Raw genomic sequence first — 23,827 nt, forward strand, 5'->3', positions numbered from 1 at the left:
CTGGAAGGTGGCTTCCCGCCGTCGTGCTTTGGGCGAAGGTGCATTGAGGGAGCGTTGGGAAAAAGTGCCCTGGTTGCAACCGAGCGTTGGGAAAAAGTGCCCTGGTTGCAATCGAGGGTCTAGTACTTGATCACTACACGGCCGTCGATCTTGCCTGCGCGCATCTCATCAAGGACCTCGTTGATTTCGCCAAGGTTGCGGGTGGAGACCGTGGGGTGGATCAAGCCACGGGCATAGAAGTCAATGGCCTCCTCCATGTCCTGGCGGGTGCCCACGATGGAGCCGCGGATGGTCAGTCCCTTGAGCACCACGTCGAAGATCGGTGCCGGGAAGTCGCCCGGGGGCAGGCCGTTGAACACGATCGTCCCGCCGCGGCGGGTCATGCCGATCGCCTGGCCAAACGCGGCCGGGTGCACGGCCGTGACCAAGACTCCGTGGACACCGCCGGTTTGGGCCTGGATGGCCGCCACGGGGTCCTCCTCACGGGCGTTGACGGTGATTTCGGCGCCGTGCTTGCGGGCCAATGCGAGCTTGTCCTCGGCGATGTCGACGGCGGCCACGCGCAGGCCCATGGCGACGGCGTACTGCACGGCGATGTGCCCGAGTCCGCCGATGCCTGAAATGACAACCCACTGGCCCGGGCGGGTCTCGGTCATCTTCAGGCCCTTGTAGACAGTGACGCCGGCGCAAAGCACTGGGGCGATCTCCACCGGGTCCAGGCCGTCGGGGATGCGCGGGGCGAACTCGGCATCCACGAGCATGTATTCGCCGAAGGATCCGTCCACGCTGTAGCCGCCGTTTTGCTGGGACTCGCACAGGGTCTCCCAGCCGGTGCGGCAGAACTCACAGTCGCCGCAGGCGCTCCACAGCCAGGCGTTGCCCACACGGTCGCCGACAGCCAGCGAGGTGACGCCCTCGCCGATGGCGACGACGTCGCCGACGCCTTCGTGGCCGGGCACGAACGGCGGGGTCGGCTGGACGGGCCAGTCGCCCTCGGCGGCGTGCAGGTCGGTGTGGCAGACGCCGCTGGAGATCAGCTTCACGAGGGCCTGGCCGGGGCCGGGAGTGGGCAGCGGGTACTCCTCAACACTGAGGGGTGCGCCGAATTCTTTAACAACTGCTGCATGCATCGTTGACATGAAAATCTCTTTCCTGTTTGTGGTGCTGGTCAGGGTGCTGATAGAAAAAGGGAGCGTCCGTGGCGGTGGTGACGGGTGATACGGCGTTGGGGGAAGGTACGCCAAGGGTGATACGGCGTTGGGGGAAAGCGCGCCAAGGGTGATACGGCGTTGGACGGTGGTTGGGCCTGTCGGAGGCCCAACCACCGCACCTGGGGTCTAGAAGAAGCCGAGCCTGTCCTCGCTGTAGCTGACCAGCAGGTTCTTGGTCTGCTGGTAGTGGTCCAGCATCATGGCGTGGTTCTCGCGCCCGATGCCGGAGGACTTGTAGCCGCCAAACGCAGCTCCCGCGGGGTAGGCATGGTAGTTGTTGACCCATACGCGGCCGGCCTGGATCTCACGGCCTGCCCGGTAGGCGGTGTTGCCGTCGCGGGACCAGACACCGGCGCCGAGCCCGTAGAGGGTGTCGTTGGCGATGTGGAGCGCGTCGGCGTAATCGTCGAACTTCGTCACAGCCAGGACGGGGCCGAAGATCTCCTCCTGGAAGATGCGCATGTTGTTGGTGCCCTCGAAGATGGTGGGCTGGACGTAATAGCCGCCGGCCAGGTCCCCAGGGAGGATATTGCGCTCGCCGCCGGTGAGGAGCTTGGCGCCTTCCTGCTTGCCAATGTCGATGTAGGAGAGGATCTTTTCCATCTGGTCGTTGGATGCCTGGGCGCCGATCTGGGTGTCGGTGTCCAGCGGGTTGCCCTGGATGATGGCCTCGGTGCGGGCGACGGCGTCGGCCATGAAGGCTTCGTACATGGAGCCCTGGACCAGTGCGCGCGACGGGCAGGTGCAGACCTCGCCCTGGTTGAAGGCGTAGAGCGTGAAGCCCTCCAGCGCCTTGTCATAGAACGCGTCGTTCTTGTCCATGACGTCGTCAAAGAAGATGTTCGGGCTCTTGCCGCCCAGCTCCAGTGTGACCGGAATGAGGTTCTGGCTGGCGTACTGGCTGATGAGCCGGCCCGTGGTGGTCTCGCCGGTGAACGCGATCTTGCGGATGCGCTTGCTGGAGGCGAGCGGCTTGCCGGCCTCCACGCCAAAGCCGTTCACCACATTGATCACGCCCGCCGGCAGGATGTCGGCGAGCAGTTCCATCAGCACCAGGATGGAAGCCGGGGTCTGCTCCGCCGGCTTCAGTACGACGGCGTTGCCCGCGGCGAGTGCCGGTGCCAGCTTCCAAACGGCCATCAGGATGGGGAAGTTCCAGGGGATGATCTGGCCCACCACCCCGAGGGGCTCGTGGAAGTGGTAGGCCGTGGTGTCGTCGTCGATCTGGGTCAGGCGGCCCTCCTGGGCACGGACCACGGAGGCAAAATAGCGGAAGTGGTCCGCCGCAAGCGGAATGTCCGCGTTGAGGGTTTCGCGGACGGCCTTGCCGTTGTCCCAGGATTCCGCGACGGCGAGCAGCTCAACGTTGGCGTCAATCCTGTCCGCAACCCTGTTCAAAATGGCTGCGCGCTCGGTGGGGGAGGTTTTGCCCCAGCTCGGGGCGACCTTGTGCGCTGCGTCCAGGGCCAGCTCGATGTCCTCGGCCGTGCCGCGGGCCACTTCGCAAAAAGCCTTGCCGGTCACCGGGGTGATGTTCTCAAAATACTGGCCTTTGACGGGGGCCACCCATTCGCCGCCGATCCAGTTCTCATAGCGGTCCTTGAAGGTGACCTTCGAACCCTGGGTGCCGGGCTGTGCATAAACAGTCATTGCCTAAACTCCTTTGCGGTGGCGGACCTCGATGTCCTTGCCCTGAAGCGTACGGGGAGCAACGTTGCAAGCACGTTGCATGAGCTGCGTCACACTTTTTGGACGGCGCCTGTCATCGCCATGCCTTAGGCTGGCGGCGTGGGGAACGAGCTGATGGTCAACGTACTGGCAATGCTGGTCTTTGCCGTGACAGCCACCACCCTGCTGGCCGGCTGCCTGCTCCTGCGGGCCATGGCGGGCGTGCGGGCCTGGAAAATCTACATGGCCGCCGTTGTTGCCTCAATCCTCGACGCGCTCGCCGCCAGCCTCACCATTTACTTGCAGTGGGCCACTCCCGACGGCATGAGTGACGAAATGGAAGTTGGCGCCGCGCTGTATCTCAATGCCCCGCTGGCCTGCACGTTTGTGGTGTTCCTGGGCGGGCTGCTGCTGGGCCTGCTGGGGCGGATGGCTGCGCAGGAACGTGCCGCCGCCCGTTCCGGATGCAGCTGAGGTGCCAATGGAAGCCGCCAGCGAGCCCTGTCGGCGCCCATGGTAGGCAGGAGCGCAGGAGCGTCGCGCACAACTGGATGGCTGTCAGCCGGGGGGCGGGCCTAATCTTCCAGCGCCTCCAAATGGGCGACGACGGCGGCACGCCTGGGTGAGCGCGGCGGCAGGAGGCGCAGGGCGCACTGCCAAGCTTCGGCGTCGTCCGCGGCCTGGGGAAGCTGAAGGTACTGCAGGAGGACGTCCGGGCTGGCATCGCTGAGGATGGCCTCGCGCAGCAGGAGCCCGACCCTGGTGCGCAGTGAGTGGATGTCCCGTGCGTCGGAGCGCGGCAGGACCTCCCCGCGGTAGATGTTCAGCGCCAGCCGGTGCGCGCCGCGGTCCAGGTAGCTGAGGACCTGGCCGGCATCGACCACCAGGGTGCGGGGGAGCCGGTAGGGGCGCGATTCCGGGACCAGCGTGGGGCTGAGCCTGCCCAGGAGCCTGCGCAGGCGCACCATTTCGGCGCGGATGCTGGTTAGCGACGTGCCGTCCGGATAGACCATGTCCGTCAATTGTTCAGCAGTGAGTCCGTCGTGGTGCAGGGCCAGCATCGTCAGGATCTCGGTGTGACGTTCGCTGAGGGTAAGTGCCTGCCCGCCAATGTGCAGCAGACCCTGGTCACGACCCAAGATCTGCAGGCTGTCGCGGTAGAGCGGTTTGGACGGGTCCGGGTTCCTCGATCCGGCCAGATATCCGGGGGAGCTGCGGCGAGGGGCGGCGGCCCGGCGTTCCAGGCGCTGAATGCGCAGCTGCGCCTCCGCCGCGGCCACCGTGGCCTGGACCAGCGAGAGGGTGTTGGTGCCGACGGCGTCGATGCCGCCGGTGATGTCCACGATGCCGAGTATCCCGCCGGAGTCGGGATCGTGAAGCGGCACGGCGGTGCAGCTCCATGAATGGACGGCGGGGTTGAAATGTTCCTCGCCCCTTATTTGGACGGCTTGTCCAAGGACCAGCGCCGTACCGGGGGCACTGGTGCCAGCGGCGAGTTCCGACCAGTCGGCACCCTGGGCAAAGTTGATCCGTTCGCCGTGGCGGCGGGCCGCGGAATCGCCCTCCACCCACAGCAGCCTGCCGTGTTCGTCACCCACGGCGATGAGCAGCCCGGTGTCCCGGCTGGGCTGAATCAGCAGCTGCTGGATCACGGGCATGACGGCGGCCAGGGGGTGGCTGCGCCGGAATTCCTGCAGCTCACGGCCTTCCCAGGCCAGCGGAGGTGTGGCGGCTTCCGGTGATGGCAGGGCGTCCAGTGAGCGCTGCCACGACTCGCGCACCAGCGGACGCACCTGGTCATGGCCGGGCCTGGCCTGCACGGGATGGGTCGGGGACATGAATACTCCAGGGCCACGGAAGTCGACGGGTCGGACACCGCTGCGGGCCCCCTCAAGGGCGGGCCTGTGTGCGGTGCCTCATAGTCTAATGGATTGGGATAAGCGTTTAATGTTGGGGAGCGTCGTCGATGAAGGACACCTTGGCCACATACTGCCGGTAGAGTTCAACGGCCTTGTCGGTGGGCAGCTGCCCAAAGGCCAAGGCGGCCTCGAGGCCGTCCAGTTCGGCATTGCAGGCCTCGGCCGCAGAAACCTGGGCGGCCACGGCGTGGGAATTGGCCAGGCTGGTGGAAAGCGCCGCAGCCAGGGACAGCAACACGGCGGCCAGGCACAGCACGCGCCAGACAATTGAATCGTCGCCCAGCGAAAAAATCCCCTGAAGGGCGCCGGTGAACCGGGTGCCGCCGACGGCCGGGCCGACCGTGAGAACGGCCGCGAGGGCGCTGCCCACGATGCTGATGTTTGTGAGCCGGTTCCTGCGCGGCCGTGCCTTGCGGAGAAACGCCATGACGGCAGATCTGCGCTGTTCAATGCGCGCGGAGAGTTGTTGGCGTTCCTGCGGTCCGTCACTCACAATTTTCCTCCCGGAGCCTCTCATGGGGGGCACTGTCTCCCATTCTGGCAGCCCGCGGGGCGCATGTACATGAACTTCGCCGCACGTATCGGCATGGGGCCAACAGCAGCCCAAACCGCTGCGTTAAACGTCTTGGAAACGCCCAAAGGCGCGGCGTGGGGATGCTTTGACACCCCCGCACCGCGCCTTCGCCCGCCGGCGGTCAGCCTGCTGTCGCGGGCTCCGGCTCGGTGTTTTTGGAGGCGGGCGCCGCATCCGTCAGCGAAACCAGCTTTGCTCCCTCCACATCCACATCCGGGAGGATCTTATCCAGCCATTTCGGGATCCACCAGGCCGACTTGCCCAAAAGGTGCATGGCGGCGGGGATGATGGTCATACGCACCACAAAGGCGTCGATCAGCACGCCGAACGCCAGCGCGAAACCAAGCGGCCGCACCATGGTCAGATGGGAGAAGATGAACCCGGAAAAAACGCTTGTCATGATGATGGCCGCAGCGGTGACCACGGGTGCCGCGTGCTTGAAGCCGGTCCGGACGGCCTGCTTGGCGTTCTGCCCGTGCACAAATGCCTCACGCATCCCGGAGGCAATGAACACCTGGTAGTCCATGGCAAGGCCAAACAGCACGCCGATCAGGATGATGGGCAGGAAGCTGAGCACCGCGCCAGGGTGGGGCACATCGAAGATGCCGCCCAGCCAGCCCCACTGGTACACGGCCACCACGCCGCCAAACGCCGCAACGAGGGAAAGGAGGAACCCCGCCGTCGCCAGGACCGGAACCAGGATGGATCGGAACACCAGGATCAGCAGGATCAGGGAAAGTCCGACGACGATGGCCAGGTAGGGCGGCAGTGCCGCACCCAGCTTGGCTGAGACATCGACGTTCGCCGCCGTCTGGCCCGTCAGCCCGATGCTGACGTGGTGCTCGGCCTGGATTGCAGCGCCTTCGCTCCGGAGGTCGTGGACCACCTGGACGGTGCTGGCACTGGCTGGACCTTCCGCCGGAATGACCTGGTAAACGGCGGTGCGGAGGTTCTTGCTGACCGAGACGGGAATGGCGGCCTTGACGTTGGGCACCTTGCGGAGCTGGTCGGTTACGTCCAGGTTCAGCACAGTGGCGCTTTGCTGGGTGAGTCCGGCCGGCAGCGAGCCAACCACGATGATGGGCCCGTTCATTCCCTCGCCAAAGTTGGCGCCGGTGATGGAGTAGGCCTTGAAGGCGCTGGAGTCAACGGGTTCGGATCCGCCGTCGGGCAGAGCCAGGCGCAGTCCGGTCGCCGGGATGGCGACAACCACCAGTGCCAAGACGGCCGTGACGAGGGCGATGACGGGGTGCCTGGTGACCAGGCCGCCCCATCCGCGGGCGCTGCGGGCGACGTCCTTGGCCTCGTCGCGGGCGGCGGACTCGCCAACGGACAGACCGGTGGCGCCGGCGTCGTGCGCCTTCCGTTCGGAGGCGTTCCTGGCCCAGGTGCGCTTGGAAAGCACGCGCCTGCCCATCAGGGAAAGGATGGCCGGCGTCAGGGACAGTGCGATCAGCACGGCAACGGCAACCGTGGCGGCCGCAGCGAGGCCCAGGATCGAGAGGAACGGCAGGCCCGTTACGGAGAGCGCGGCCAGGGCAATGACGACAGTCAGCCCGGCAAACAGCACGGCATTGCCCGAGGTTCCCGTTGCCTTGGCGATGGATTCACGCATCTCCATGCCCGCCAGCAGCTGCTGGCGGTGCCGGTTCACGATGAACAGCGAGTAGTCAATGCCCACGGCGAGTCCCAGCATCAACGCCAGCATGGGGGAGATGGAGGACATTTCAATGACGCCGGTCAGCGCCATGGTCCCGCCCACGCCGATGCCCACACCGACAAGGGCCATGACCAGCGGCAGCCCGGCGGCAACGAGCGTGCCAAGCATGATGATCAGCACGGCGGCGGCCACGGCAATGCCCACCACCTCGGCAATGCCAAACAGCGACGAGACGTCTTCGACGATTTCCTTGCTGTAGTCCACGGTGACGCCGCTGGAATCCAGGGTGTTCAGCTTGTCCTGCAGCAGCTGCCGATTCGCCGGGGTGACAGCGTTCATCGATTCGGAAAATTGTACCTGGCCGATGGCGGCTTTGCCGTTTTCGGACACAAAGCGAAGCCCGGAGGCGGCATCCGCGGAGCGCTGGCCCGTGGCAAGCTCGGCCTTCTTGGTGTCCAGTTCCTTCGCGGAGGCCTCATATTTGGACTGGCCGGCGGCCAGCTGTGCCTGGCCTGCGGTGAGTTGTGCCTTTTGCTCATCCAGCTGCGCTTGTGCCGCAGTGAGCTGTGCCGAGGCGGCTGCGGCCTGCGGGGAACCGGCCGGAAGGGCAGCGATCTGCGCCTTTTGGGCGTCCAGCTGGGACTGGCCGGCGTCGAGCTTGGCCTGGCCGTCGGCAAGCTGGGCGGCCGATGCGTCAAGCGCCTTCTTGCCGTCAGCCAGCTGGGCCTCGCCGGCTTTAAGGGCCTTGGCGCCGTCGGCCAGCTTGGCCTGCGAATCCTCGAGGTTGGCGGTGGTCTCAAAGGGGTCGATGACACCCTTGACGGTGGGCACCGACGTGGCGGTGGCCAGGGCAGCCGAAATGGCCTTCTCCTGGGCGGGCGTGAGCGCCAAGCCGTCGGTGCTGGTGAAGACCACCGTGCCGGAGCCGCCGGACGCCTCGGGGAGGTCGGCCTGGAGCTTGTCCGCCATTTGCTGCGTCTCGGTGCCGGGAATCTGGAAGTTGTTGGTCATGGTGCCCATGAACAGTGCGGCGGCGCCGCCCACGAGGCCCATGATGACGGCCCACGCAACAATCACCAGCCAGGCACGGTGTGCGGAGAAACGGCCAAGCCGATAGAGCCAGAGAGCCATGTTGCGTCCTTCGTGTTGAATGGCCGGCGCGGGCAGGGCGCGGACCGTAATGGAAAATTAGTTCGTGAATCCGGTGCGGATGAGGGAAATGGTGGTGCCCAGCAACTCGCGCAGGTGCGCCAGGGACGCGGGGGAGGTATCGGTGCCGTGTTCCTGGAACCACACACCAAACGCTGCCTTGCAACTTCCGACGACGGCCCCCACGAGTGTTTGGATGTACAGTTCGCTGGTGTCTGGTGGCAGGCGGTGGCGGGCCACGTCGGCAATCTTGACGCTGCATTCCTCCCAGGCCTGCAGCTGGAACCTGCCCAGCTGGGGATCCTGCGTCAGTGCGAACGTCTCGGCGAGCGTGGCCAGATCGGCGACACTATTGACGGCGGAAAGGGCATTTTGGGCCGATTCCAGGATGGGCTCGTCGGCCGGGCGGGACTCCAGCTCCGCGATGACGGTGTCGAGGTAGTCCTGTGTGAAGCTGGCAACGGCCGCCTCCACGGAGGAGAAGTAGTTGAAGAACGTGCGCCGGGAAACTCCGGCCGCGGCAGCGACGTCGTCGACCGTGAACTCGTTGAGCGCCTTGGCGCGCAGGAATACGAGCGTGGCGCCGGCAATGGCGTCCCGGGTGGCGGCCTTGTTCAGCTCGCGGCGGGACGGGGTTGCAGGGGCCGTTGCTGCAATCGGGACTGTTGCGGAGAGGGGGAGTGCGGTGGAATTTGTCACCCTTCTACACTAAGTGCAAGTTTGCACTCCATGCAAATTTAAAATTGGGTGTGCTATGGGGCGAAGGGCCGCCTCGTCCGAAGCTGCACTGTGGGCCGTGCGGGCCGTGTCATCCGTTTTAACGGGCCTGCGGATTGGCGCTCAGGTAGGCCGACTGGCCGGTGGCGCCGGGCTGCCCCTCGGGGATCGGGATGACGAAAACGGCCGTGCCGTAAGAACAGACCTCGGTCCAGTTCTGGCCCATCTCGGAGGTGTCGAAACGGGCTGCCACGATGGCGTTGGCACCCTTTTGCTCCGCCTCGGTGACCATGCGGGCCACCACTTCAAGGCGGCTCTCGTACAAGGCCTTGGTCATTTCCGGCAGCTCGCCACCGCCGATGGAGCGGAAGCTGGCTGTGAACTGGGCGCCGATGTGCCGGGCGCGGACCGTTAGGCCCATGACTTCGCCAAACACCGCGTCAATTTTGTAGCCGGGGATGTCATTGGTGGTCACGATGATCAAGGGAGCACCTTTCGCCTGTCCGGCAGGTGGGGTGGCGGAGCCGGGTCTGTGTTAAAGAGCTTACTGCCGCGAAAGGAAAATGCCCCCGGCGCGAACCGATGTGCGGTTCGCGCCGGGGGCTTGGTGGCTTCCCTGCGGCGGTCGGTGGACCGGACGGGGGTCAGGCGTTGGCGAGTTCTCGCTGGGAGCCGGGCTCACCGGCGTCGTCCGCGGTGCCGTCAAGGAGCTCGGTGCTGTCGTCGGCAAAGGGGCTGCCGTTGCGGGGCGCGTTGTACAGCTCCTCGTTGAGGATGCCCTGGCGCTTGGCGACGATGGTTGGCACCAGCGCCTGACCCGCAACGTTCACCGCGGTGCGGCCCATGTCCAGTATGGGGTCCACGGCGAGCAGCAGCCCGACGCCGGCCAGCGGCAGTCCCAGCGTGGAGAGCGTGAGCGTGAGCATTACCACCGCGCCGGTGGTGCCGGCCGTTGCGGCGGAACCCAGCACGGAGACCAGCACGATCAGCAGGTACTGTCCCAGGTCCAGCTGGATGCCGAAGAACTGGGCCACGAAGATGGCGGCGACGGCCGGGTAGATCGCAGCGCAGCCGTCCATCTTGGTGGTGGCGCCGAGCGGCACGGCGAAGGAGGCGTAGGCGCGGGGCACGCCCAGGTTGCGTTCGGTGACGCGCTCGGTCAGCGGCAGGGTGCCGATCGAGGAGCGCGAGACGAAGCCCAGCGAGATGGCGGGCCAGGCGCCGGAGAAGTACTGCTTGACGGACAGGCCGTGGGACTTGACCAGGACGGGATAGACCACGAACAGGACCAGGGCCAGGCCCACGTAGATGGCGATGGAGAACTTGCCCAAGGCGCCGATGGTGGTCCAGCCGTAGGTCGAAACGGCCTTGCCAATCAGGCCCACGGTGCCCAGCGGGGCGAGGCGGATGATCCACCACAGCACCTTCTGGATGACGGCCAGGGCCGAGCCGTTCAGCTTCAGGAACGGGTCGGCGGCCTTGCCGATCTTCAATGCCGCGATGCCGATGGCGATGGCGATGACGAGCACCTGCAGGACGTTGAAGTTCAGGCTCGTGGCGAGCGCTCCGGCGTCGTTCGCCTTGGTCGAGGCCTCAAGGCCCAGGAAGTTCGAGGGGATCAGGCCGGTGACGAAGGCCCACCAGTCGCCGGTCTTGCCCGCGTAGTCCTTCGGTGCGGCCTGCCCGGTGCCCGCGCCGGGCTGGAAAACCAGGCCCAAGGCGATGCCGATGCTCACGGCGATCAGCGAGGTGATGGCGAACCAGAGCAGCGTGTTCCAGGCGAGGCGGGCAGCGTTGGTCACCTGGCGCAGATTGGCAATCGAGGAGACGACGGCGGTGAACACCAGGGGCACGACGGCCGCCTTGAGCAGCGAGACGTAGCTGGAGCCGATGATGGTCAGTGTGGCTGTCAGGGCGTTCGGATTGGTCTCGGGGTCGCCGCCGAGATTGCGGGCCACCAGGCCCAGGATGAGGCCGGCGATGAGGCCCGCAATGATCTGGACGCCGAAGTTGCCGGCCCACTTGGGCAACCGCGACACCTTGGGGGTGGTAGCTGGGGAAGTCATGGTTCAACCGTAGGTGGATCCTTATAACACCCAAGAATTTGTGTTTCCCTGTATTACGCCTGTGAATTCACCGGCATTGCGCGTGTTAGGAGCTTTACGTGGTTTTTATTTGGGCTCGCTGCCGGTCCCGGAGCTGTCTGGGGTGGCCGTGTTCCGGTGCAGTTCCCCGTCAACGTTGTTGCCTTCCGCGACCAGGGCCAGCAGTCGGGCCAGTTCGGCGGACTGCTCCGAGGTCAGTGCACTGAGCAGTTCGGACTCGTGGTCTTCGGCAACGGTGCGCAGCTGATGGACCATTGCCCGGCCAGCGGGAGTCAGCCGGAGCTCGTAGTTGCGGCGGTCCGTGCTGCTGCGCGACCGTTCGACGAGTCCGCGCGTTTCCAGCGAGTCGATGAGCGGCACCACGCTGCTGGGCAGGGCACCCAGCCTGTTGGCGAGTAGGCGCTGGCTGAGACCGGGGCTGTGTCCGACCAGGCGCAGTGTGCCGGCGTCGCTGGCGCTCAGTCCCATGGCCCCGGTGCGTTCGGCAAACCGGGCAGCGGACAGGGACCCCAGCTGTGAGAGCAGGAATGCTGTGCGGCGGGGAGTCCCTGCTGCGGCGGCTTGCGGGCCCGGTGCGGCTTTGTGGTCCGGCTTTCCTGTGCCGGGAGCGCCTGCGGTTGGTCTTGCCATGCCTCCAGAATACATGCTTGACACAATGATTCAAAAGATGAACGATTTAGCTAATGCACGAATTTGAGGAGGATGATTTTGCCATGACTGAGCGAACAACCGGGTCAGGCGCCGGGAAGGATCCCGAGCCACCAACCGGCGTCCGGCCGGACAGGCCATCCGAGGCCGGCCGCGGCCGCCCGGGCGGCCCGCACCCGGGAATCCTTGCCACCGTCAGTCTCGGAATTCTCCTGTTGTCACTGCTGCTGGCCGGCCTGTTGTCCGGCGGCCGGGTCTTTGTCTCCCCGTTTGCGCCGGCAGCGGAGGTGGCGCGGTTCTACCGGGAGAACGTGGCGGGGGTCCGGATTGCCGGCATGCTCCAATTTGGCTCGGCCGTGCCGCTGGGGATCTTCGCGGCCACAGTCTATGCCCGCGCGCTTCGGCTCGGCGTCAAGGTCCCCGGCCCCGCGATCGGCTATTTCGGCGGCATCGCGGCAGCCGTCTTCCTGATGTTTTCAGGCCTGGTGACGTGGCTGCTGAGCCGGCCCGAGATCACCGCGGACCAGACGCTGGCCCATGCGCTGGCATTCCTGGCCTTTGCCACAGGGGGCGTCGGCTTCGTCGTCGGCCTGGGCGTGTTGGTGGCGGGGATGGCGGTGCCCGCCTTGATCCTGCGGTTCATTCCCCGCTGGCTGGCCTGGACGGGGCTGGTCATTGCCGCCTTGTCCGAACTCAGCTTCCTGTCCCTGGCCGTGGAACCACTGCAATTCCTGCTCCCGATTGGCCGCTTCGGCGGCATGCTGTGGCTGATTGCGGCCGGGTTCATGCTTCCCGTGAACCGCGCGGCGGCCAATGGGGACCCCGGCCAAGGCGCACTGGGGAGGCGCCCCACGGATGCAGCAGGCAAAGCGGGACGGCAGGTGCAGCCATGAACAGTCAAACGGGGACGGTTTCGGGGCTGATGGCGGGGAAAGTAGTGCTGGTGGTGGGCGCCAGCCGCGGCATGGGAGCGGGCATTGCCGCCGCGATGGCACAGGCGGGTGCGCAGGTGGTGCTGGCCGCCCGCGACCAGGATGCGCTTGCGGACCGAGTCGGAGAAATCGAGGCGGCCGGCGGCCAGGCGCTGGCGTTGCCGGTGGACGTCCTGGATGAGGGGTCCGTCGTCGGGCTCCTGGAGGAAGTGGCGGGCCGTTTCGGCCGGCTCGACGCCGCCGTCAACAACGCTGCGGGTGGCGGACGGCCCCCGGCGCCGCTGGCCGAGTGGCAGAGCGCCGAGTTCGACAGTGCCATCGCCGTCGACCTGCGCGGGGTGTTCCTGTGCCTGAAATACGAGCTCGGGCTCATGCTCGGCAACCCCGACGGCGGCGCGATCGTGAACATCTCCTCCACCGCCGGCGAACAGGGCGTCAGCGGGCTGAGCGGATACGTTGCGGCGAAGTTCGGCGTCGGCGGGCTGACCCGGGTGGCCGCGCTCGACTACGCCGCGCAAGGCATCCGGGTCAACGCCATTGCCCCCGGGCCGATCCTCACCGACCGCCTCGCGGCTGCCGGGCCCCGGGCACAGGAGATGGCGGCCGCCGCCGTCCCGCTGGGGCGCCTGGGTCAGGTGCAGGACATTGCCGGGGCCGCCGTGTGGCTGTGTTCGGAACAGTCCGGCTTTGTCACTGGAACCGTGCTGGCGGTCGACGGCGGACGGCTGGCCGGGGTGCCGTCGTTCGCCCCCAATCGCGGACGGTCCGGCTGAATGGCCGGTGTCCGTGGGCATATGCGCCTGACTGGAACCCAGTCTGACGCATAAGCCACGCAGTGTTTGGCCATGCGCAGGACTCGATACCAGTTGTGCGCATAGGCTGCTCTGCGCACAACTCGGCCTCAATCCTGCGCATGCGTAAAGCGGGCTTCAGCCATGCACGACTCAGCGTGGATCCTGCGCATGCGGGCGCCGGCCGTCGAGGGCAATGCTGTGGAGCCGGCGTTTTTTGTAGTCCCGCGTAAAGGAGGCCCAAAGGCCGCCCGCGGCCAGCGGGCCGTATAGCCGGACGGAAAAACGCTGGGCCGCCGTCGGCTCAGCCCAGCAGTGCCGCCTTGAGCGTGTCCAGGCCCACGGAGCCCAGGTTCAGCGCTTCGGTGTGGAAGTCGCGCAGGGAGAAGGCGGCGCCGTCCCGCAATGCGCGGGCGTCTCGGATTTCCTCCCACAGCCGCTGCCCGATCTTGTACGACGGCGCCTGCCCCGGCCACCCCAGGTACCGGTTGAACTCAAAGTCGAGCTGCCCCGCGGAAATGTCCAGGTTCCTGCGAAGGAACTCCAGGCCGGTGTCGGCCGTCCACGTTCCCGATCCCCACCGGGCCGGAACCGCCAGTTCCAGGTGCACGCCGATGTCAAACACCACGCGGGCGGCACGCATTCGCTGGGCGTCCAGCATGCCCATTTTGTCGCCGGGATCCGCGAGGTAGCCCAGCTGGTCCATGAGCCGTTCCGCGTACAGGGCCCAGCCCTCACCGTGTCCGGACACCCAGCACACGTTGCGCCGCCAGTTGTTCAGCAGCCCGCTCTGGTAGGTGGCCGTGGCGATCTGCAGGTGGTGTCCGGGCACGCCCTCGTGGTAGACGGTGGTGGTCTCGGCCCAGGTGGTGAACGTATCCTCACCCTCGGGCACCGACCACCACATGCGCCCCGGCCGGGAGAAGTCGTCGGACGGGCCGGTGTAATAAATGCCGCCGTCCTGCGTGGGCGCAATTTTGCATTCCAGGCTTCGCATGATTTCCGGGATGTCAAAGTGCGATCCCGCCAGCCCGGCCACCGCGGCGTTGGAAAGCTTCTGCATCCATTCAGTCAGTGCGGCAGTGCCCTGGATCTGGCGGGCGGGGTCGGCATTAAGCAGGGCCTTGGCTTCCTCAATGGTGGCACCGGGCCGGATCTGCCCGGCCACGGCCTCCTGTTCGGCGATGATCCGCTCCAGTTCGGCCACGCCCCAGGCATACGTTTCCTCAAGGTCGACGGCGGAGCCCAGGAATTCCCGCGAGGCCAGCGAGTAACGTTCCCGGCCCACGGCGTCCGCCAGGGGTGCCTGGGGCAGCAGTTCCTCGCGCAGGAAGGTGACGAGAGCGCCGTAGCCGGCCCGGGCCAGGTCAGCATTGGCGGCCAGGGCAGCGGTGAGTGGGGCCGGGAGGGAGGCCCCGGCGTCGACCGTTTCAGGAGTCAGTGACGCACCCCCGGCCAGCTTGGCAAAGAAGCCGTCCGCGGCGGCATGGCGTTCGCACTGCCCAATGACTGTGTCCACCTGCCGGCGCGCGGACACCAGGCCCTGGGCGGCTCCGGCCCGCAGCGAGGAAATGTAGCCGTCAACGGCCGCCGGCACGTTCGCCAGGCGGCCGGAAATGTGTTCCCAGTCGGTCACCGTCGCGGTGGGCATCAGGTCGAACGTGGCGCGGATTCCCTGCACGGGGGAGGCGATGTTGTTGAGTTCGGCCAAGGGCCAGCCACTCTCCAGGGTCTCCACGGCAAGTCCGAGCCGTTCGCGCATGGCGTGCAGGGTGACAACATCCACGCTGTCCACCGCTTCCAGTGTGGCGAGTTCGGCCAGGGCGCGGCGGGCGGCGCCGGCCAGCGCGTCGAGGCCGGCGGGGGAGAAATCGCGGTACTCCGTCTCGTAGCCGGGCAGGCCCAATTCGGTGGCGAATCCGGGATCGAGTGCCAGCAGTTTCTCCGTGTAGGCGTTGGCTGCGTCATCGATGGCGCTGGCGGGACGGGTCAGGCGGGAGGAGTCAGGTGTCATGGCCCGAGCCTATCGCCCGTGCCCGGCGGGCTACCGGATGGGCAGCAATTCTGCAGGGCGCGGCGGCCCCGGGCTGGCATACTGGGACTCGTGTCCGCCATGCAGGCAGTGGCAGTGACCGTCAAGAGGTCGCTGCGGCTCGATTTTTCCCAGTCGGACCCCGTCGTTGCGGCGCGCAACGCGCTTGGGGTCGCCGTTCCGCTGGTGATCGGCATCGCCCTGGGCAACGTCCCGATCGCCGTATTTGGGGCAGTGGGCGCCCTGTTTGCCTCCTTCGCCGACCGCCCCGGCAGCTACCGGCTCCGCCTGGTGCGGATGAGTGCCACGTCGCTGGCGGTGGGGATCGGCGGCGGGCTGTCCGTGCTGTGCGGGCATTCCGTGCCGTTGTCGCTGCTGCTGGTCGCAGTGTTTGCGTTCGCCGCGGGAATGCTGCTTTCGCTCGGTGCCAATGTGGCCCAGGTGGGCATCGCGGGGACGGCCGTGGCGATTGTGCTCAACCGCTTCCCGCTCCCGCCGTCGGGCGCACTGGGCATCGCTTCCGTCATCGCAGCGGCAGGCCTGGTGCAGAGCCTGCTCGCCATTGCCGGCTGGCCGCTGCACCGCCACGCCCCGGAACGGGCCGTGCTGGCGGAGTTGTATGCCGGATTGGCGTCCCGCGCCCGCTCGGCGCACCCGAAGATGACGGCGCCAGGCGCCGGCGCACTGTTGGACAAGGCGCGGCAAACGATCACCGGATTTGGCCACGGGCACGGTCCCAGCATGCGGTCCTACCGCGGCCTGTTGGACGAGGCCGAGAGGATCCGGCTGGAGGTGATGGCCCTGGGCTACTGCCTGGAACGGTTTGGGCGGGCGGCGAAGGACGAGCAGTACGACGCCGTCCAGCGGCTTCTGCGGGAAGCAGGCCTTGCGCTGGAGGCAGTTTCCGGCTCCCTGCGCAAGGGCACGGTCTTTGACGACAGTGTCCTGGCCCCCGTCACGGACGCGGCGGCACTGGTTACCGATGTGATGGCCCGTTATCCGGACTCGCCCACGGGCCGTTTTGCGTCCCTGCATGCCAGGGCCCTGGCCGGGCAACTGCGTGCGTGTGCCCGCATGGTCACCCCGGGCGCCGTCGAGGGCAGGATGGCGGAGGAGACCGCCCGGGTGGGCGGGGTGAGGATGTCGCTGCAGGCGCCAATGGACACCATCCGGGCCAACCTGCGCCTTGACTCGGCCATCTTCCGGCACGCGATCCGGCTGACGGTGCTGGTAACGGCCACCGACTGGCTGGCCCGGCTGCTGCCCGGCAACGACAGGGGCTATTGGATTTCGCTGATGGTGCTGCTGCTCCTGCGGCCGGACTTCGCCGCGACCCTGCACCGCACCAGTTCGCGCCTGGCAGGAACCCTGGTGGGGCTGGGGATCGGCACGGCCGCGACGTTCCTCGTGGGCCCGGACAATCCCTACGGGCTGGTGGCCCTGGTCCTGGTGTTTGTGTTTGGCGTCCGCATCTCGGGTGCCCCGAATGCGTTCTTCATGGGCATTTGGACCGCAGCCTACCTGGTCGCATTGCTGGACCTGGCCGGGATTCCCGCCGGCGCGGTGGCCCTGCCACGCCTTCTGGACACGCTGGTGGCGGGCATCTTGGCCGTTGCCGCGACGGTGGTGTGGCCGGCCTGGGAGCGGACGTACCTGCCGACCCGCATCGCCGAGCTGCTGGGCGCATACCGGCGCTACCTGCTGGCCATTACGGATCCAGAGCCGAATAAGGAGAGAATCGATTCCAGCCGGATCCAGGCGCGCCTGGCCAGGTCCAACGCGCAGTCGTCGCTGGAGCGCACCCAGGCTGAGCCCGTTGCCGGGCAGGCCAGACTCTTTGCCGGCGAGGGAGTCCTGGTCCAAAGCCACCTCCTGGTGCAGGCCGCCATGGTTATTGACGCCGCCCGGCTCTCGCTGCGGGCGGGCGGCCAGCCGGTCGAGGGGCTGATGTGGCAGCTGGGTCCGTTCATGGCCGACTGCGCGGCCACCCTGAAAGTCTGTGAAACGGCAGCAGTGCACGGTGCCGCACCCCGCGGCGCCGTGGCCCTGCGGGCGTCGTACCTTGCGCTGAAGGAAACCATGGAACGGGACCCGGTCCAGGTCGAGACGGTGCAGCTGGCGGTTCTGGACGCGGCGGACCGGATCGCGAACTCGCTGGACACCATCACCCACCTGCTGCGCGAGCGGGACAAGGCGGCTGCGGAACGGGCTGGAGGGCACTAGCCGCCTGAGTGATTGAAGGGGTTTATTCGGTGGCTCATGACTGGAAATCAACCAGGCGCGGTCCAGGAGTTCAGAACAAGTTTCCCTCTTCATATCCATGGCTTCCGGCGGTATAATGAATCTACGGAAACTAAGGATGGTTGGGCCATGAGCACCGCTTTCACTGAAGCCGCGCATGTGGCGGCGCTCGAGCAGGCGGTCGTAAACATGCATCGCAGCCTGGAAGTGCTGGGTGCTGCTGCGGCTGCGCTGGATGTGCCCGTCTCCCCGCAGATGGCACGTGGCATCCAAGTGACGGAGAACGCCTGGCGGGCCATGGAACAGGAGTTCGGTCTGCACGCGGGCTCGGTCGTGGCCAAACTGCTGGGTTCCACCGCCCGGTCGATGACCGGCTTCGCCAACGACCGAAGGAATGCCGGGAAACTGCTCGGCATCCGCCGGCGCAATGTCTACCTGTACCCGGGGTTTCAGTTCGACCGGGTCACGGGGGCCGTCTTGCCGGTCATCCCGAAATTGCTGTTGTTGGCGGACCGATTGGGTGTCAGCCACGAGGGCTTGGCGCTTTGGCTGTGCGACCGCACCGGCCAACTCCACGATGACCGCCCGGTGGATCACCTGCAGGAGCCCGACCTCATACTCGCGGCAACCGAGAACCATTTCGGGGTTGAGTGGTAGTCGGCCCGCGCGGCGAATTTGTGCCCCAGGAATTCGTTCTGGCGGCCGGTTCGTCGCTGTATCGGCTGTTCAGCAACGGTCCCGATCGGCGCGCCAACCAGTTCAACCCGGGCTTCGGGCCCCGCACGCGGTTCGCTTTCTTCGGCAACACCAAAGTGCCGGTGCTCTACGCGGCGGCCACGGAAGAAGGGGCGGTGTGTGAAACGCTGCTTCATGACATACCGCTGGGCGGCGGTGACCTGCGCCCGGACGACTACGCCGACAAAGTCATGGCACGGTTAACCTCGGTGAGACCCTTGCAACTGGCATCATTCATGGGCGTCGGGTTGAGGATGCTGGGTATCGACGCCTCAGAAATAACAGCGACAGCCGCATCCCACTTTGGCGAGACCGTGCTGTGGGCCACGGCAGCACATGAGGCCGGTTTCGACGGTGCTGTCTGGATGAGCCACCGCTGCAACACCGACCGGGCCTACGTGTTTTTCGGTGACCGCATGTCCGCCAGCGACTTGGTGATGGATCCGACCTGGGCCCGAGCCTTCGGACTGGAACCTGACCTAACTTGGCTGTCCGACTTTTGCGCCCCGCTCCACATAAACGTCGGGTGGTAGACGGGTTGGGCGCCCCCACGCGTATCCAGCCGGGGCGTCAAGTCAGCTTCGCGAACGCCGCCAGGCACCCGGTCCGGGCTTCGGGGCCAGGTTAAGTTGCGTTCGGCGCGCCCAAGCCCGGGTGGCCGGCTTGGCCGGCTCCGGCCCATCACCGCCATGCAGGGCAAGCACGACGGCGGTCACGGCCGCAAGTTCTTCGGCGGTCGGCTGCCCCCTGGTCACCGATACCACTGGGTTGGGTTCGGGGATCACAGCGGGATGTTCCCATGCTTCTTCGCGGGCAGGCTCGCCCGCTTGTCGCGCAGGGCGCGCAGGCCCTTGATGAGCTGAATGCGGGTGTCGGAAGGGGCGATGACGGCGTCAACATAGCCCAGCTCGGCGGCCTGATAGGGGTTCAGCAGCTCGTCCTCATAGCCGCGCACAATCTCTGCGCGGCGGGCCTCGACGTCGCCGCCATCGGCCTGCACCGCGGCGAGGTCGCGCCGATACAGGATGTTGACGGCGCCCTGGGCTCCCATGACGCCAATCTGGGCCGTGGGCCAGGCCAGGTTCAGGTCCGCTCCGAGCTTCTTGGAGCCCATGACGATGTATGCTCCGCCGTAGGCCTTGCGCGTGATCACGGTCAGCTTCGGCACGGTGGCTTCGGCATAGGCGTAGAGCAGTTTGGCGCCGCGGCGGATGATGCCCTGGAATTCCTGGTCCTTGCCGGGCAGGAAGCCCGGCACGTCCACGAGCGTGATGATGGGGACGTTGAAGGCGTCGCAGTTGCGCACAAAGCGGGCGGCCTTCTCGGAGGCGGCAATGTCCAGGGTGCCGGCGAACTGCAGCGGCTGGTTCGCCACAATGCCCACCGTGTGGCCCTCAATCCGGCCATAGCCGATGATCACGTTCGGCGCGTAGAGGGACTGCATCTCCAGGAAGTGGGAGTCGTCCAGGATCTGCTCGATCACGGCGCGCATGTCGTAGGGCTGGTTGGCGGAGTCCGGAATCAGCGCATCCAAGGCCAGGTCGCCGTCGTCGAGCTCCAACTCCTGGTCATGCTCGGCGACGGGGGCCTCGGCCAAGTTGTTCGACGGCAGGAAATCAAGAAGTTCGCGGACAAACTCGATGGCGTCGGCCTCGTCCGTGGCGAGGTACGTGGACGTGCCGGTGTTGGCGTTGTGCTGGCGTGCCCCGCCGAGGGTCTCCATGTCAACATCCTCGCCCGTCACCGTCTTGATGACGTCGGGGCCGGTGATGAACATGTGGGACGTTTTGTCCACCATGACGATGTAGTCCGTCAATGCCGGGGAGTAGGCCGCGCCCCCGGCGCACGGGCCCATGATGAGCGAGATCTGCGGGACCACGCCGGAGGCGTGGACGTTGTTGCGGAAGATGTCCGCGAACATGGCAAGAGAGGCCACTCCCTCTTGAATGCGGGCGCCGCCACCGTCGTTGATGCCCACCACGGGGCAACCGTTGCGCAGTGCAAATTCCTGGACCTTGACGATCTTTTCGCCGTTGACCTGGCTCAGTGAGCCGCCGTAGACGCTGAAGTCCTGGCTGTAAACCGCCACGAGCCGCCCGTCCACTGTGCCGTAGCCGGAGACCACGCCGTCGCCCAGCGGTTTCTTCTTCTCCATGCCAAAGGCGTGCGAGCGGTGCACCGCCAAGGCGTCAAATTCCACAAAGGAGCCCGGGTCCACCAGCAGGTCGATGCGCTCGCGGGCCGTGTGCTTGCCCTTCGCATGCTGTTTCTCGACCGCAGCCTCTCCGGAGGGCACCGCGGCCTGGGCCATCCGGTCACGGAAATCGGCAATCTTGCCTGCAGTTGTCGAAAGGTCGTGGCTCATCTGTACTCCGGCTCGATAGGTGGCAGCTTGCTTTCCCTTAAGTAGGAACCGCACAAAAGGGAAAACACTACTGACAGTCTAATAACGGATACGGCCCGGGCCTGTGTAGAGACCCTACAAAGTCGGCCGTGGTGAATCGCAGTTCCTCCACCGCGCGAACGCCGGCGAACCGTAACCGGGCCGGCGTCGGCCCGCTGGCCGTGCCGGATAGGATTGGTGGCATGAGCCGCACACTTCCCACCTTGGACGAGCGTGGCCTTAACGTTGCATTGACCCACCCCCGGGGCCCGTTCCGCCGCGCAAACGTAGTGCGGGAGACGGGATCGACGAATGCCGACGTTGTTGCCGGTGTCTCCGCGAACCCCGCCGCCTGGCCGGACCTGAGCGTGTTGATTGCCAATTCCCAGATTGCCGGCAAGGGCCGCATGGACCGTGTCTGGGAAGTACCCGCCGGGACCGCCATGATTTCCAGCATTCTGCTCCGGCCTGCCGACCTGGCCGCGCACCCGGGTGCGCCAGCCTTCGCCCCGACCGGCTTTGCCTGGCTTTCAGTGCTGGCCGGCATCGCCCTGTGCCAGGCGGTGGCTGCTGAGACCGGGGCGCAGGCTGCCCTCAAGTGGCCCAACGACGTTTTGCTTAACGGCCGCAAGCTGGCCGGCATCCTGGCCCAGCTCGTGGCGCCCGGTGCAGTGCGTACTGGTGCTGCCGCCGGTGCAACTGCGCACACACCGGCGGAGGGCGGCGGGAGGACGGGTGCCGCCGTCGTCGTGGGGATGGGCGTGAACATCAGCCAGCAGCGGGCCGAACTGCCAGTGGACCGGGCCACCTCGCTTGAACTGGAAACGGGTGCCCCGGTGGACAGGAATCTGCTGCTGCCGGCGTACCTGTTGCGTTTTGCCGTGCTGTACCAGGACTTTGTGGCGGTGGGCGGCGATGCCATGCGGCCGCTAGGCGGCGGCGAGTCCGTCCATGGGCTGGCGTCGGGCCTGATGGCCACGCTCGGCACGGACGTGAGGGCGGAGCTGCCCGGCGGACGGATGCTGTTCGGCACCGCGGTCAGGCTGGGTGGGGGCGGTGAACTGGAGCTCCGTGACGCCACCGGTGGGATGCATTCCGTCAGTGCCGGCGACGTGGTGCACCTGCGCCGCACGGGGGACGGCGCCGGGGTGGGTTATGCGTAGCTGGCTGGCTGACGGTGAGCAGGTGCAGGTGAAGTGCCGGCCCCATTCAAGGATCCTGGTCTGGCCCATTGCCGTGGGGCTGCTGCTGGTCATGGCGGCGTCGGCCGCGCTGGCGAAGCTGCAGCCGTCGCAGTTTTCCAGTTGGGCGCCCAATGCGGCGGAACTGCGGCAGCCGGCCATCGTGCTTTTGCTGACGGCAGTGGTGCTGGTACTCGTGGCCTATCCGCTCCGCCGGGTGGTCCGCTGGGCGAACACCAGCTACCTGCTGACCAACCGAAGGGTGGTGGTGCGCCGGGGAAAGCTGCGTACCGTGCAGGAGGACTACTACCTGGCACGCGTGGAGAGCGTGGACATGCGCCAGAAATTGCGCCAACGCATGGTGGGGGCCGGGGAACTGAACCTCCGCATGGTGGCTGGCGGTGTCCACACGGTCCACGAGGTGCCGCACATCCAGGAATTTCGGAACCACACGCACCGTGCGTGGGAACAACTGTTCCGAGCGTCCTTTCAGCAAGCACCGGGTCCGGGGTACTACGCTGATGAAGTTGGTTCGGACGGGGACGGCATGAAGAAAAACTTGACTGGAAAGGAGCTGCGGAAGCTTGGAAGAGACCATTGATCCACCCGCGCCCCTGCTTCCACCAGCCTCACGAAGTCAGACGAAGGCGCTGGAAACACAGCTTTTGGGCGGTGAACGCACGCTCAAGCGGCGCGACGTGGCCGCTGGCGCCGGCGTGTCCCTTCTATCTGCACGCAAAATTTGGCGCGCCATGGGCTTCCCCAACCTGGGGGACGACGACGTCGCCTTCACCCAGCGCGACCAGGACGCCCTGAGCATTGTCGTCACCATGGTCCGCGAGGGGCTGCTGACGGAAGACACCGCCATCTCGGTTACCCGTTCCATCGGACAGATGACGGACCGCATGGCCGTATGGCAGATCGAGGCCCTCGTTGAGGACCTCGTGGCAGAGCACGATGTCAGCGATGCTGAAGCGCGCCGCGCTGTGGTCTCCGAACTGCCGAACCTGATCGAGCCGCTGGAAGAGCTGCTGATCTACTCATACCGGCGCCAGCTCAATGCCGGCATCCAGCGGCTGGCCGTCCGCGCCGCCGAGGGCCTGGCCGAAAGCGCACTGGGCCGCGAAGGCGATGAAGACGACACCCCGCTGCCGTTGGCCCGGGCCGTGGGCTTCGCCGATTTGGTCAGCTACACGTCGCTGTCCCGGCGCATGAATGAAAAAACGCTGGCAAAGCTGGTGCAGCGCTTTGAAAACGTCTGTGCTGAGATCATCAGCGTGGGCGGCGGCCGTTTGGTGAAGACCATTGGTGATGAAGTGCTATTCAACTGCGAAACCCCTGTGGCAGGTGCCCAGATATCACTTGCGTTGGCCGAAGCCATGGCGGCTGACGACTTCCTGCCCGAGGCCCGGGTTGCGATGGTGTGGGGGCGCGTCCTGTCCCGGCTGGGCGACATTTACGGTCCCACCGTGAACTTGGCGGCGCGACTGACCTCGCTGGCAGAGCCGGGTACCGTACTGATTGACTCCGTCACGGCCACGGCCCTGGCAGGAGATGACCGCTTCATTCTGACGGAGCTCCCGATGGAGCACGTGCGCGGATTCGGCGAGATTTCCCCTGTGCTGCTCCAGCGCGGACTGGGCCAGGGCATCGTCGTCGACTGATTTGGTGTTCGCTTCCGGTGGTTGAGCTTGCCGGGGGCTGGCATCTCGCCGGTGGTCGGGAGGGTCATGGCCTTGGTCTATCAGGCCGGGTTTTTTCAGGCCGGGCTCATTCGGTGGGGAGGATGAGGCCGTGGTGGTATGGGTTGCGGAGGTCGTGGCGGGTGGGGTCGGTGCTGTTGGTGGGTGTGTAGAGGGCGATGCCGTTGAGGAGGCGGAC

General features: G+C 66.4%; 21 protein-coding genes. 9 read left to right on the forward strand and 12 right to left on the reverse strand.

What is annotated here, in order from left to right; translation table 11 throughout:
* Positions 1-119 precede the first annotated feature (119 nt).
* Both adhP and exaC read right to left on the reverse strand, forming a co-directional pair.
* Entirely contained in the window at positions 120-1,130 is a 1,011-nt protein-coding gene (gene adhP, locus CVV68_RS16685) for an alcohol dehydrogenase AdhP (RefSeq protein WP_110502156.1), read from the reverse strand.
* Between the two features lie 207 nt (positions 1,131-1,337).
* Positions 1,338-2,861, reverse strand: a complete 1,524-nt coding sequence (gene exaC / locus CVV68_RS16690; protein ID WP_110502135.1) for an acetaldehyde dehydrogenase ExaC — start codon at positions 2,859-2,861, stop codon at positions 1,338-1,340.
* A 138-nt stretch (positions 2,862-2,999) separates the two neighbouring features.
* On the opposite strand from exaC, the gene CVV68_RS16695 reads away from it, so the two are divergent.
* Positions 3,000-3,353, forward strand: coding sequence for a hypothetical protein (locus CVV68_RS16695; RefSeq protein WP_110502136.1), 354 nt, complete (start codon positions 3,000-3,002; stop codon positions 3,351-3,353).
* Positions 3,354-3,454: 101 nt separating this feature from the next.
* On the opposite strand, the gene CVV68_RS16700 is transcribed toward CVV68_RS16695, so the two are convergent.
* From CVV68_RS16700 to CVV68_RS16730, 7 genes are all read right to left on the reverse strand, one after another.
* Positions 3,455-4,717, reverse strand: coding sequence for a sigma-54-dependent transcriptional regulator family protein (locus CVV68_RS16700; protein ID WP_110502137.1), 1,263 nt, complete (start codon positions 4,715-4,717; stop codon positions 3,455-3,457).
* A 106-nt stretch (positions 4,718-4,823) separates the two neighbouring features.
* The gene (locus CVV68_RS16705; RefSeq protein WP_245933599.1) at positions 4,824-5,291 is read right to left on the reverse strand and encodes a hypothetical protein; all 468 of its coding nucleotides are present in this window, start codon (positions 5,289-5,291) and stop codon (positions 4,824-4,826) included.
* A 202-nt stretch (positions 5,292-5,493) separates the two neighbouring features.
* Positions 5,494-8,163, reverse strand: coding sequence for an MMPL family transporter (locus CVV68_RS16710; protein WP_110502139.1), 2,670 nt, complete (start codon positions 8,161-8,163; stop codon positions 5,494-5,496).
* Positions 8,164-8,220: 57 nt separating this feature from the next.
* Complete coding sequence (locus CVV68_RS16715; RefSeq protein WP_245933600.1) at positions 8,221-8,880, reverse strand: TetR/AcrR family transcriptional regulator; 660 nt, start codon at positions 8,878-8,880, stop codon at positions 8,221-8,223.
* Positions 8,881-8,998: 118 nt separating this feature from the next.
* A complete protein-coding gene (locus tag CVV68_RS16720) occupies positions 8,999-9,373 on the reverse strand; it encodes a YbjQ family protein (RefSeq protein WP_245933604.1) in 375 nt (124 codons plus the stop codon).
* 169 nt (positions 9,374-9,542) lie between these two features.
* Positions 9,543-10,964 (reverse strand): dicarboxylate/amino acid:cation symporter, encoded by a 1,422-nt coding sequence (locus CVV68_RS16725; protein WP_110502141.1) that lies wholly within the window; start codon positions 10,962-10,964, stop codon positions 9,543-9,545.
* 105 nt (positions 10,965-11,069) lie between these two features.
* Positions 11,070-11,633, reverse strand: a complete 564-nt coding sequence (locus CVV68_RS16730; RefSeq protein WP_110502142.1) for a MarR family winged helix-turn-helix transcriptional regulator — start codon at positions 11,631-11,633, stop codon at positions 11,070-11,072.
* A gap of 83 nt (positions 11,634-11,716) precedes the next feature.
* Between CVV68_RS16730 and CVV68_RS16735 the strand changes: the two genes are divergently transcribed.
* Positions 11,717-12,544: a hypothetical protein gene (locus CVV68_RS16735; protein WP_211320884.1), complete on the forward strand. Its 828-nt coding sequence runs from the start codon at positions 11,717-11,719 to the stop codon at positions 12,542-12,544.
* Positions 12,541-13,356, forward strand: a complete 816-nt coding sequence (locus CVV68_RS16740; protein ID WP_110502143.1) for an SDR family NAD(P)-dependent oxidoreductase — start codon at positions 12,541-12,543, stop codon at positions 13,354-13,356. Before CVV68_RS16735 ends, CVV68_RS16740 begins: the two co-directional genes overlap by 4 nt.
* 322 nt (positions 13,357-13,678) lie before the next feature.
* On the opposite strand, the gene CVV68_RS16745 is transcribed toward CVV68_RS16740, so the two are convergent.
* Positions 13,679-15,388, reverse strand: a complete 1,710-nt coding sequence (locus CVV68_RS16745; protein ID WP_110502144.1) for a DUF885 domain-containing protein — start codon at positions 15,386-15,388, stop codon at positions 13,679-13,681.
* 99 nt (positions 15,389-15,487) lie between these two features.
* Here CVV68_RS16745 and CVV68_RS16750 point away from each other — a divergent pair, with 99 nt between their 5' ends.
* The 3 genes from CVV68_RS16750 to CVV68_RS16760 all read left to right on the forward strand — a co-directional run bounded on the left by CVV68_RS16750 (position 15,488) and on the right by CVV68_RS16760 (position 18,915).
* Entirely contained in the window at positions 15,488-17,629 is a 2,142-nt protein-coding gene (locus CVV68_RS16750; RefSeq protein ID WP_146238938.1) for an FUSC family protein, read from the forward strand.
* Between the two features lie 147 nt (positions 17,630-17,776).
* Positions 17,777-18,304, forward strand: coding sequence for a hypothetical protein (locus tag CVV68_RS16755; RefSeq protein WP_110502146.1), 528 nt, complete (start codon positions 17,777-17,779; stop codon positions 18,302-18,304).
* Positions 18,305-18,324: 20 nt separating this feature from the next.
* Positions 18,325-18,915, forward strand: a complete 591-nt coding sequence (locus tag CVV68_RS16760) for an RES family NAD+ phosphorylase (RefSeq protein WP_170133217.1) — start codon at positions 18,325-18,327, stop codon at positions 18,913-18,915.
* 42 nt (positions 18,916-18,957) lie between these two features.
* On the opposite strand, the gene CVV68_RS16765 is transcribed toward CVV68_RS16760, so the two are convergent.
* A complete protein-coding gene (locus tag CVV68_RS16765; protein ID WP_306415704.1) occupies positions 18,958-19,167 on the reverse strand; it encodes an acyl-CoA carboxylase subunit epsilon in 210 nt (69 codons plus the stop codon).
* A complete protein-coding gene (locus CVV68_RS16770) occupies positions 19,164-20,747 on the reverse strand; it encodes an acyl-CoA carboxylase subunit beta (protein WP_110502148.1) in 1,584 nt (527 codons plus the stop codon). The genes CVV68_RS16765 and CVV68_RS16770 overlap by 4 nt, the downstream gene beginning before the upstream one ends.
* Positions 20,748-20,968: 221 nt before the next feature.
* Here CVV68_RS16770 and CVV68_RS16775 point away from each other — a divergent pair, with 221 nt between their 5' ends.
* Genes CVV68_RS16775 through CVV68_RS16785 form a run of 3 tightly spaced genes read left to right on the forward strand, consistent with a single transcriptional unit; the run spans position 20,969 to position 23,610 of the window.
* Complete coding sequence (locus CVV68_RS16775) at positions 20,969-21,928, forward strand: biotin--[acetyl-CoA-carboxylase] ligase (protein ID WP_110502149.1); 960 nt, start codon at positions 20,969-20,971, stop codon at positions 21,926-21,928.
* The gene (locus tag CVV68_RS16780; protein WP_110502150.1) at positions 21,921-22,547 is read left to right on the forward strand and encodes a PH domain-containing protein; all 627 of its coding nucleotides are present in this window, start codon (positions 21,921-21,923) and stop codon (positions 22,545-22,547) included. The genes CVV68_RS16775 and CVV68_RS16780 overlap by 8 nt, the downstream gene beginning before the upstream one ends.
* The gene (locus CVV68_RS16785) at positions 22,531-23,610 is read left to right on the forward strand and encodes an adenylate/guanylate cyclase domain-containing protein (RefSeq protein WP_245933601.1); all 1,080 of its coding nucleotides are present in this window, start codon (positions 22,531-22,533) and stop codon (positions 23,608-23,610) included. Before CVV68_RS16780 ends, CVV68_RS16785 begins: the two co-directional genes overlap by 17 nt.
* The last annotated feature ends 217 nt before the right edge of the window (positions 23,611-23,827 follow it).

Origin of the sequence: Arthrobacter livingstonensis, assembly GCF_003219815.1 — a bacterium.
Classification (GTDB): domain Bacteria; phylum Actinomycetota; class Actinomycetes; order Actinomycetales; family Micrococcaceae; genus Specibacter; species Specibacter livingstonensis.